This window comes from Pseudoalteromonas sp. S2755 (genome assembly GCF_005886535.1).
In the GTDB taxonomy this organism is placed as follows: Bacteria; Pseudomonadota; Gammaproteobacteria; order Enterobacterales; family Alteromonadaceae; genus Pseudoalteromonas.
This window is the reverse complement of the sequence record NZ_PNDS01000087.1, coordinates 21,163-30,970: the sequence shown is the minus strand read 5'-3', so window position 1 is coordinate 30,970 and position 9,808 is coordinate 21,163. Positions and strand designations below refer to the sequence as shown.

The window sequence follows — 9,808 nt, the reverse complement described above, 5'->3', positions numbered from 1 at the left end:
CGGCGTTGGCGCACTAAAGAGCCTTTAATACCAATTGAATTAATTCTCTAATCAATTTGAAGGGTGAAATAGCATATTAGCTTCGTTAAAAATTTCTCATTTAGAACAACTAAATAGCAAAATTTTTGCCTTGCTACTAAAACTATTTCTCCGCTTTAAATAGCTCATTTACTTAATGCAATTGATATATAACTTGAGATAGAACAATAAATTCAGTTTTTCTTAGTCTTGAAGAATAAACAATTAGACCAATGGATTAGAACTAAATGTAGAGAAGAAGCGCCCAGCTTATAGGAAACTGGGCGCTATTAAGTGTTTACTTAGCTTCAACCTCAAAATGACGATTAAAGAAGTCAGTAATGGTTTGATGCAAGTGGGTTTGTACTTTTTTGCCACGTAAACTGTGCTTTGAGCCAGGATAAGTCATCATTTCAAATGGCTTAACTTCGTCCTGCAATTGTTTAAATAGTTTAGTTGCATGGGTAAATAGTACGTTGTCATCGGCCATACCGTGATAGATCATCAGCGGGCCCTTTAGTCCATCTGCATAAGGGAACACTGCACTTTGCTCATAGCCCTTGGCATTTGTATCTGGGTGACCAAGATAACGCTCAGTATAGTGTGTGTCATAGAGAGCCCAATCAGTTACTGGCGCACCAGAGACACCGGCTTTAAAGTAGTCGCCGGCTTTAAACATTGTCATCAGCGCCATATAACCACCATAGCTGTGACCATAAATACCGATACGCTCAGGGTCGACGTACTCTAGCGTGCGCAAGAACTCTACGCCTTTAATTTGGTCGGCTACTTCCACGACGCCTAAATGCTTGTAGATTGGATCTTCAAACTTCTTACCACGGTTATATGAACCTCGGTTATCTAATTGGAAAATCACATAACCTTGCTGTGCAAGATATTGGAAATACAAGTTTTTGCTACGCCAGCTGTTGGTCACGCGTTGTGCATGAGGTCCGCCATACACGTTCACAATAACAGGATATTTCTTACCGTTTTCAAGCTTTGCGGGCTTAAATAAGCGGTAATACATGGTTTGACCATCTTCCGCTTTAAGCGTGCCATATTCTGGCGTAGCTAAATTGCTCAAATAAGGCGTTAACGGATGTTCGTTATTCAGCGCATTTTCTTCAAGCCAAGTAACAAAGTCACCATTCACTTTGCGTAGCGCAACGGCTGGTGGACGGTTTACAGAAGAGCTTTTATCGATAAAGGTACGGTTATCTTTCGCCAGTACAACACTGTGATAGCTGCCTTTTTCGGTAATACGTTTTGCATCGCCATCTTTAAAAAGTGGTACGCTGTATAGGTGGCTTTCAAGCGGCGTGTCTTTGCGGCCAGAGAAGTATACGATACCTTTTTTCTCATCAATGCCCTGAAGGCTTTCAACAATCCAATCGCCTTTAGTGATTTGGCGCACAAGTTGGCCATTGGTTCTGTACAGGTAAAGGTGTTTAAAGCCATCGCGCTCAGATGCCCAAACGAAATGTTTTTTGTCCTTTAAGAACTCAAGGTCAAAGTGTAGGTTAATCCAAGTATCACTGGTTTCGGTCAGGGCGACTTGCTGCTTTTTGCTTTTAGTATCGTAAAAGCGCAGTTCCAGTTTTTGCTGTGAGCGATTTTGCCACTGGTATGACAATGTTTTGTTGTCTTTCAACCAGTTTGCACGGGCGATGTAAATGTCTTTATCTTCGCCTAGATCAATCCAATCCACCTTTTGGTCATTGATCTTTACAACACCTAATTCAATCTCGACGTTAGCAGTCCCAGTGTATGGGTATCGTTGGTTGAATAGCTTGACCTCTTCGGCATAGATTTCGTTACGAATGGCTTCTTGAACTGGGCTTTCATCAATGCGCGTGAAGGCGATTTGTTGCTCATCACCTGACCACCAATAGCCCGTCATGCGGCTCATTTCTTCTTGAGCAACGAACTCAGCCATGCCGTTTTTAATTACGCCACCGCCGTCTTTAGTTAATTGCGTTTCTTTGCCAGATTTAAGATCAATGGCATAGAGGTTTTGCTCACGAATAAAAGAAACAAAGTTACCTTTTGGTGAGAAGCGAGCGTCGGTTTCGAATGCTTCCGTTTCCGTTAGTTTCTTGCTCTTACCAGAAGCGATTTCATAGTAGTACAAGTCGCCATTGAGTGGGAAAAGTAGTGCTTTGCCATCTTTTGACCATTTGTACTCTAAAATACCACGGCCAAAAATACGTTGACGCTCACGACGTGCTTTTTCTTCATCTGAGAGGTTCTCTGGGCCAGAAAATAGCGCCGCAGAATCTACCAACAAGCGGTTGGTATTGTCTTTTAGATTGTATTCCCAAAGGTCGTAACGGTTATAGTCTTCTTTTTTACCTTGAAGATAAGTTACACGAGAACCGTCAGGAGAAAATTGCAGTTTTACAGGCGCTTTACCTGAAAGAGACGGGTCGTCAAAAAGTCGCTCTAGCGTTAGTTGCTCTGCGCTAACGGTGACAGAAGCAAGGGCTAACGGAAGGGCGATGGTGTAGTGTTTAATGCGAGAGTGCACGGTAGCCACCTTGTTATATTTTTAAAGTCTGATTGGATGGTAATGAAGCCGCTTTGCAATAGCAACAAATTCGGATAGAGTGCCGAGTAAATAGGATTTAAAGAAGTTCACTATGTCATTTGAATTAGCCAAAGAATTACAACGAGACTGTATCCTAATTACCGAGTGGCCGTTGTGCAGTGTGTTGTTAATGAATGATGCTCAGTACCCTTGGTTTATCTTAGTACCTAGGGTTGTGGGTGCGAAAGAAATTATTGATTTACCTGAGTCGCAGCAAGTTCAATTTTGGCAAGAATCGGCCAAGCTGAGTCGTTTGTTACAAGACACCTTTACCCCAGATAAATTAAATGTGGCTGCGCTTGGTAATATGGTGCCACAACTACATGTGCACCATATTGCACGATTTAAAACCGATATTGCATGGCCAAAACCGGTGTGGGGGCTCTATCCAGCAAAACCTTATAGTGATGAGGAAATTGCAAAATTAAAAACAAGTTTTGAATAGATATTATCACTTGGTAACTACGGCCTAGCGTGAATGAAATTAAGGGCGACGGTACTGGCACTCGCGGTGGTGTAGGTTACGGATACTGATCCAATAGGTATTCAATATTGTGCAGGCTACTCAAGCCTGCGTATCAATTAGTTGAGTTTCTTGGCTTTTTAAAAAGCTGATTGCTTTTTCTTGATATTCTTTAATAAAAGATTCGGAAGTGATGAGCGCTACAGTTTCTTGTTGCTCCTGAGCATACCCTAATACACCATGAAAAGAGCGGTAGTTCTCTTCTTCCATATTTCTGGCTTCATCTACTGACTGCCCATAAAATTGTGAAATGTTGATTTTTTCATCAGGCTTTATTCCTTGCTTCTCATAATTTACACCTTCCAAAGAGCCCTTAACAGACATCACATCATGCCAGAAAGTATCACGTAAACTCCCCGTATTACCACTAGCACGTTCTATATCAAACTCTAAGGTTCGAATCGCATCAACAACATCGTAAAATTCATTGAGGGACATATTGTCAAAATCAAAACCTTCTGGATTTAATAGCGCATTGTAAGGTGAACTATTGGGAATATCACCAGTGTAGGCTGCAATAGCATTTGACTTATCAGACGGTTGTTGTACTTCATCTCTTTTGGGGTTGGCAGCTTCTGACGCTGCTTTCACTTGTGTAGCAGCAGGCTTTGCGGGTGCCATAGTCAGTGATGCGGAATGGATGCGAAAGTTCATTGTCATAAAACTCCTTTTTGTTTTAACACAATGTTTGTTTTCTATCGGCCTTGTTCCTAGTTTACTTTAGGTGATGTCGCGATTTTTATTTAACTTGCAGTGTAATGGGGTAAGTCATGCCATAGGCGTTTAGCTTGCGCTTCAGTCACTATGGCATGGTGTGCTTGTTAGTACTAGAGTCCTAGCACCTGCTTACCTTGCTTAAAGGTAACATCAACAGGAATGTTCGCTTTTGAAAGCTTATCTAGGTCTTTTTGTAGTTCTGCTTTGATATCGCCGTGCGTGGCGATCAGTTGATCGACTTTTTGATAGTCGCCGTCACCTTGTAGCGTTAGGATAAGGTTAGAGAGTTTCTCCATCGCTGCGCCCATTTTCTCCATATTCACTTGATATAGACCGTCCGTGTTTTTAGAAAATGCACCTTCTTCTTTAAAGAAGTTAAAGCGGATCATGTTCGCTTTACCATGTGCACTGGATGCGCCAAAGCGCACTGAGCGGAAGATACCAGCCATAAAGGTGATGTAGTAATCCTCAAGCGTACCTTCGGTGATCTCGCCTTTTTTAAGTAGTTGTTCAACCATGTATAGGCCTAGAATATCGGCTTTACCTTCTTCAAGTGCACTGGCGTGTTCTTGCAGTGATTGGCGCACGGTGCCTTTACCTGTAATGGTATTTTTAATGCCTAGACCATGGGCCACCTCATGGAACATGGTATTAGCAAAGAAAGCATCAAAGGTGATGTGCTTACGTTGCTCAGGGACGATAAGTTGGTCAGCAATTGGTACTAAGATCTTATCGAATTTTGCGCGCATAGCGTTTTTAAGCTGTAGGCGGCGCGTGCCTTTTTGGAGTTGCACTTCTTCGTCATTTGGTAGGTTTATCGCAATGGTTTTGCTACCCGCGTTTGAGTGGCCTGCATAATAAATGACGTCATATGCGTTTAGGTCGGCATCAGAGCCAGGTACTTCTTGCTTGTATTTATCATCAACAGGCAAGCCGGTTTGTAGCTCAGGTAAAAAAGCGGCAAATTTAGCGAGACGCTCACTCCAAGCTAAGTCTTTAACCAGAACGTAAGACTCAAAAGCGGCGCGATAGCCAAATAGCTGGTCTTCATAGGTTTCAATTGGGCCAATCACCACATCAATCGGGTTATTCTTCATGTCCATCCAAGCAAAATCAGACGCTTGGTAGCTATTATTGACCAATGCATCTGCGCGCAAGTTTAAGTAGTTTGCAAACTCTTTGTCTTGTGCCAGTTTACTTGCTTGGCGTAAAAGCTCTGCGGCTTTATCCAATTCAGCTTTATACGCGGATGAGTAAGAAGTGCTGTATAGCTTGCCGTTTTCATCGCGGCGGATAAGAGAATAAAGTCCTGTTTTATCTTTTACTTCGGCGTTATTTAGCTCGTCTTTGGTGATGTCGCTTGGGTAAAACTCCGCGCCCAGTGCTTTTTCTTCAAAGCCAGAAAGAAAAACTTGGTCGCCATTTAAACGATCCCAAGGCCCATAGTTAATGTCCGCGAATTGACGTACTTTTTCGTCTGAGATTTTGCTTAGGAATGTTGCCTTGTCTTCGCCGAACGCTTGTTGCCAAAATAAATCATCCATAATAACCGAAGCGTCGATGAGTAAAGCTAACATCTTTTTCTGGTTATCGCTTAGGTGACTTAAGTCTGTTTTCAGCGTTACTGGGGTATAAATATCTAGCCGCTCTTGAGATGCATTAACTAGCTTATAGCCTGACTGCTTGGCATCTTTTTGTACTTGTTCAGTTTGTGCACTAGATTTTTCAGAAGAAGTGGATGGCTCAGAGCAGCCTGTTAGGGTGAGACCTGTTGCAAGCGTGATTGCAACTGAAATCATAGAGTGTTTCATAATGCTCCCTTGTTGTCTTAATTATGTGGCGATCACCTTACACGATTTTGTATCACTATGCTTAGTTAACTTAGATTGGTATGTGGTACGCAAGCTGCAGTTAACATGAAAGATCATCATTTGTGCCCATTTCGGGGTCTTTTTCAGTATTTTTGCGGTAAAGCGTGCCGCAAAGTACGGTATACCCTGAATTCTAACTTGCTAATTATTGAGGGTATATAAATAAAATATTATTTTCCTAGATTTTCTTAACTTTATCCGAAAGTTAGACAATACTTACGTCATAGATACTAAAAATCAGCAGTGTGACCACCAGCAAGCGCAGTGCCTACTTTTGCTATAAACTTACGTTTGCAGTCGGGTCTTTTATTCAGTTATTAAGGGATTTGGTTTCATGTCTACAGAAAATGCTTTGCTCACGATTCTAACTGATAGGATCAATAACGACACCTTGGTATTGCCGACATTACCTGAAATTGCAGTGCGTGTTAGGCAAGCGGCAGATGATCCTGAAATTAACCTGATGCAGATGGCTGACGTTATTTCTCATGACCCAGCTCTTGCTGCGCGTATGATAAAAGTTGCCAACAGCGCTTTTATGGGCCGTTCGGTGAAGGTGAATACCCTAAACCAAGCGGTAACCCGGATCGGTCTTAGACAAATCAAGAATATTGCTACTGCAATGGCAATGGAGCAGTTATTTGTTTCTAATAACAAACTCATCAAAACATACATGGACAAAGCTTGGCAGAAAACGTTAAAAGTCGCTTGCCAAGCGATAACGACAATGGACTTTTATCTCCGTGTCAATAAGCACACTTCGCTCAACAGAGATACAATCACGTTGGCCTCTTTGGTGTTCAATATCGGTGTTTTACCTATTTTGACAGAGGCTGAACGCCACCCAGAAGTGTTTGCCAACCCAAGCTTTTTAGCCCATGCCATCCAAAAATTAGGCGGTAAGATAGGTGGAGCAATAATGCGTGAGTGGGAATTCACCGACGAGTTTGTCGAGGTCGCAGAAAGCTGGGCAAATCCTAATTATCGGCCTGAACATGTTTGTTATGTCGACTTTATTCGTGTGGGTGCAATCGTAGAAGGTATTTTACAGGTGTCTGATAAGTCCGCAGCATTAAAGCAGTATGAAGAAAAGGGGGTTATTAAGGAAGTGAATATGTTTGCCGATGATACTTATTTAGGTGTACTAGAAGACGTTAAAACAATGTTTGCTTAATCCCTGTACTCAATACGCGGTTTCAGCGCTTTTTGCTTCTTGTGAATACAAAGACCTCTGTTGAGGTCTTTGGCGTTTAGGGCATAGCCTCGGCCCGAGGCTTTCTAAATATTCTGCTTATCCGAGTACCTGTAACTGAAATCGTTAAGCCACATAAAATAAAACCACCCCCAATAGCTTCCATTAGCATCAATTGCTCATTGAGTAATAGTGCTGAACCTACAATGCCGACAATAGGGATTAATAAAGCAAAAGGCGTCACTGCCGCGGCCTTGTGATTTTTAAGTAGCCAACCCCATATTGCGAATGCAATTAGTGTCGAGATATAACCCACATAGACAATGGATAGCCAAGACTGTGTTGTAGTGTTTAGTAGTAAGGTCAATGGGGCATCAGTTTCAATAAAATAAGACAGTGTAAAAAGTGGCAATGGCGGCACTAGGCTTACCCAGACAATAAAGTGGAGTAAATTAACGTCTTGCAGGCGCTTCATAATGAGATTTGAAAACGACCAAAATAATGCCGCGAATAGAATGAGCACCGCGCCCAATATTGTCGTTGACACAGAGGAGTTGATAAAAAACAAACTAAAGCCAAACGTTGCGATGCTAATCCCCACCACTTGAAAGCGATCCATGGTTTCCTTTAACAACAAAACACTTAGCAAAACCGTGAAAATGACTTGGGCTTGTAGCAGCAAAGAAGCAATGCCGGCTGATGCGTTTGACTCCATCGCAATAAACAGCAAGCTAAACTTAAGCACACCTAAAAATAGCCCAACCCCGAGCACGTTCCATACCGACGTGTTAGGAAAAGGAATGAAGAATACTGCAGGGATCGCGACTACCAAAAAACGCAAGCCTGAGAATAAAATAGGAGGCAACTCTGCTAGGCCAAATTTAATGACCGAAAAGTTAAGCCCCCAAATGATCACTACCATCAAAGCCAATGAAATGCTTTTTACATTCACGCGCGTCAAACTCCGTTTAATTGTACGAGTTACCGTTTTCGGGTATCGGGACTACCGGCGTAAACTGTCTTCGATGCCTGAAATTCAGGTTAGCAAAGCGTTACTGCCAAAGCCGAATTCCTATCATGCCATTGAAGAGTAAATAAAGCGCGACAAATGCGTTGGTTAGTGCAAATAAAGTCGCGAGCCAGTAACTATACGCTCGCACTTGAGTGCGTTTAGTTTTTCTCCACACAAAAAGATGCCAAATTGATACTAGTAAATACCAGATAGTAGTAAGGAATAGAGCAATAGAAAGCCAACTAGGTTTCGCCACTAAAGGGGTTAATTGAGAGCTGTTTTTTGCAATTACAATCAAGATAAGTGCCATTATCACACTGGCTATGGTGTGGATGCTACACCAAGTGAGCTTACTACTAGCCAAAGAGGGAGGAGCTTTCTTTAAGCTCTTTCTTATTAACCTAGTCAATAACAGAACAATGGTCATAAAGCTTAACAGTAACCAAAATAGCACGATGAAAATGGGAAAAATCGCCATAAAGCCAGAAGTACGCTTTAGCGTCATGGGACCATACTGTAATACTTCTCCGGCAAGCTGATCTTGAGTCTGTGCAAGCACAACTTTTCCTGTACTCCACTGTGCAAATAATTCATTACCCGCATTACTTAGCGGTCGTGGTGGCATGCCAAGTAAAGCATGGATATGTGCTTTATCATCACGTACGGTGAGCTTCCAAGGGAGCAATGAGACAAAAGGGGCAACCAAACTTGCAGACGGATTGATCAGGCGATAAAAACCTGACATCGCTTGTTGTGTGGCTGAGAAGTGTTCTGAAGTTATATTTGGTTGTGCTGTATCTTGAGTAATAAACTCAGCCAAAATTTGATGGATTTTCGCCGTGGCAGCGCCTTCACCATTGACTGCAATAACGTAGCCTTTCCCTAGTTGAGGCTGATAGACGAGTATTGCAGAGCCTCCGCGTATGCTACCTTCATGACCATAAAGTATGACGCCATTGTGGTGAAATAAATTAACCCCTTGCCCAAAGGTCAGCTCAATACCTGCGCTGGTGGGGAGTGTTCCACTCGGGGTTTGTATCTCTTTGAACGATTGTTGAGAGAGGAGCTGCTGGTTATTACTTTCACCTTGCTCAAGCAAAAATCGCAACAAGTTTGACATGTCTGAGACACTACTGTTGAGGCCTCCAGCTGCGCGATTATTGAGGTGTTCATAAGGCAAAGGTTTATTGCCAAGATATAAAGTTGCGGCATTGGTACGATAAGTGTCAGTGTAAAAATAGCCACTATCATTCATTGCTAGAGGCTTGAAGAACTGCTGCTCAATAAACTGCTCAAACGGAAGCCCCGATTTTTTCTCCACCAAATAGGCCGCAATGAGCGCGCCATTGTTATTGTATGCGGTGCGGCTGCCCGGTGGCCAACGAGAAATTCTACTGTCTGGGTGAATATTAAGTGCCTGAGATATTGAGATGGGTTGCTCAGCCACTTTGACATTTTCAGCAAAATGCATCCCGTCCCAACCTGTAGAGTGATTGAGTAAATGCTTTACCCTAAGCGGGTATTCTGCCGACCAAGGATTAGTAAATTCAACTTCAGGGGCAATATCTATCAAACGGTCATTGAGAGAAAGTGTTCCCTGTTCAACAAGTTTCATCACTGACATCGCGACCAGCATTTTGGCAATCGAGCCAAATCGAAACTGGGTCTTTGCCGTAACAGGACGTCTGTTCTCAATATCGGCATAGCCAGAAGTAATCACGAGAGTTGGTTGTCCAGCTTCAACAATACCGACTGCAATACCTGGCACGGAAGTCATTTCTCTTACTTTATCCAATTGCTGCTGAAGAGATGTTGTAGTTGCAGCTTGTACTTTACTGATAGCAAGCCAAATGAACAAAAATAAATAGGCTAAACGGACTAACAT

At 42.5% G+C, this 9,808-nt stretch carries 7 protein-coding genes; 2 read left to right on the top strand and 5 right to left on the bottom strand.

Annotated features, from left to right (window positions below; translation table 11 throughout):
• Positions 1–316: 316 nt before the first annotated feature.
• Positions 317–2,548 carry a S9 family peptidase gene (locus CWC03_RS15255; RefSeq protein ID WP_138582616.1) on the bottom strand — a complete coding sequence of 744 codons (2,232 nt, stop codon included), beginning with the start codon at positions 2,546–2,548 and terminating at the stop codon, positions 317–319.
• Positions 2,549–2,660: 112 nt separating this feature from the next.
• On the opposite strand from CWC03_RS15255, the gene CWC03_RS15250 reads away from it, so the two are divergent.
• The gene (locus tag CWC03_RS15250; RefSeq protein WP_138582615.1) at positions 2,661–3,053 is read left to right on the top strand and encodes an HIT domain-containing protein; all 393 of its coding nucleotides are present in this window, start codon (positions 2,661–2,663) and stop codon (positions 3,051–3,053) included.
• A 120-nt stretch (positions 3,054–3,173) separates the two neighbouring features.
• On the opposite strand, the gene CWC03_RS15245 is transcribed toward CWC03_RS15250, so the two are convergent.
• Positions 3,174–3,791 carry a hypothetical protein gene (locus tag CWC03_RS15245; RefSeq protein ID WP_138582614.1) on the bottom strand — a complete coding sequence of 206 codons (618 nt, stop codon included), beginning with the start codon at positions 3,789–3,791 and terminating at the stop codon, positions 3,174–3,176.
• A 167-nt stretch (positions 3,792–3,958) separates the two neighbouring features.
• Positions 3,959–5,659: a DUF8614 domain-containing protein gene (locus tag CWC03_RS15240; protein WP_138582613.1), complete on the bottom strand. Its 1,701-nt coding sequence runs from the start codon at positions 5,657–5,659 to the stop codon at positions 3,959–3,961.
• Positions 5,660–6,053: 394 nt separating this feature from the next.
• Here CWC03_RS15240 and CWC03_RS15235 point away from each other — a divergent pair, with 394 nt between their 5' ends.
• Positions 6,054–6,893, top strand: coding sequence for an HDOD domain-containing protein (locus tag CWC03_RS15235; RefSeq protein ID WP_095729586.1), 840 nt, complete (start codon positions 6,054–6,056; stop codon positions 6,891–6,893).
• 76 nt (positions 6,894–6,969) lie between these two features.
• On the opposite strand, the gene CWC03_RS15230 is transcribed toward CWC03_RS15235, so the two are convergent.
• Both CWC03_RS15230 and CWC03_RS15225 read right to left on the bottom strand, forming a co-directional pair.
• The gene (locus tag CWC03_RS15230; RefSeq protein WP_138582612.1) at positions 6,970–7,863 is read right to left on the bottom strand and encodes an EamA family transporter; all 894 of its coding nucleotides are present in this window, start codon (positions 7,861–7,863) and stop codon (positions 6,970–6,972) included.
• A gap of 100 nt (positions 7,864–7,963) precedes the next feature.
• Complete coding sequence (locus tag CWC03_RS15225; RefSeq protein WP_138582611.1) at positions 7,964–9,808, bottom strand: serine hydrolase domain-containing protein; 1,845 nt, start codon at positions 9,806–9,808, stop codon at positions 7,964–7,966.

What these genes read in the sequence shown, in the direction of transcription:
- CWC03_RS15250 (WP_138582615.1), top strand. Translation starts at nt 2,661, where the DNA reads ATGTCATTTGAATTAGCCAAAGAATTACAACGAGACTGTATCCTAATT.
- CWC03_RS15245 (WP_138582614.1), bottom strand. Translation starts at nt 3,791, where the DNA reads ATGACAATGAACTTTCGCATCCATTCCGCATCACTGACTATGGCACCC.
- CWC03_RS15240 (WP_138582613.1), bottom strand. Translation starts at nt 5,659, where the DNA reads ATGAAACACTCTATGATTTCAGTTGCAATCACGCTTGCAACAGGTCTC.
- CWC03_RS15235 (WP_095729586.1), top strand. Translation starts at nt 6,054, where the DNA reads ATGTCTACAGAAAATGCTTTGCTCACGATTCTAACTGATAGGATCAAT.
- CWC03_RS15225 (WP_138582611.1), bottom strand. Translation starts at nt 9,808, where the DNA reads ATGTTAGTCCGTTTAGCCTATTTATTTTTGTTCATTTGGCTTGCTATC.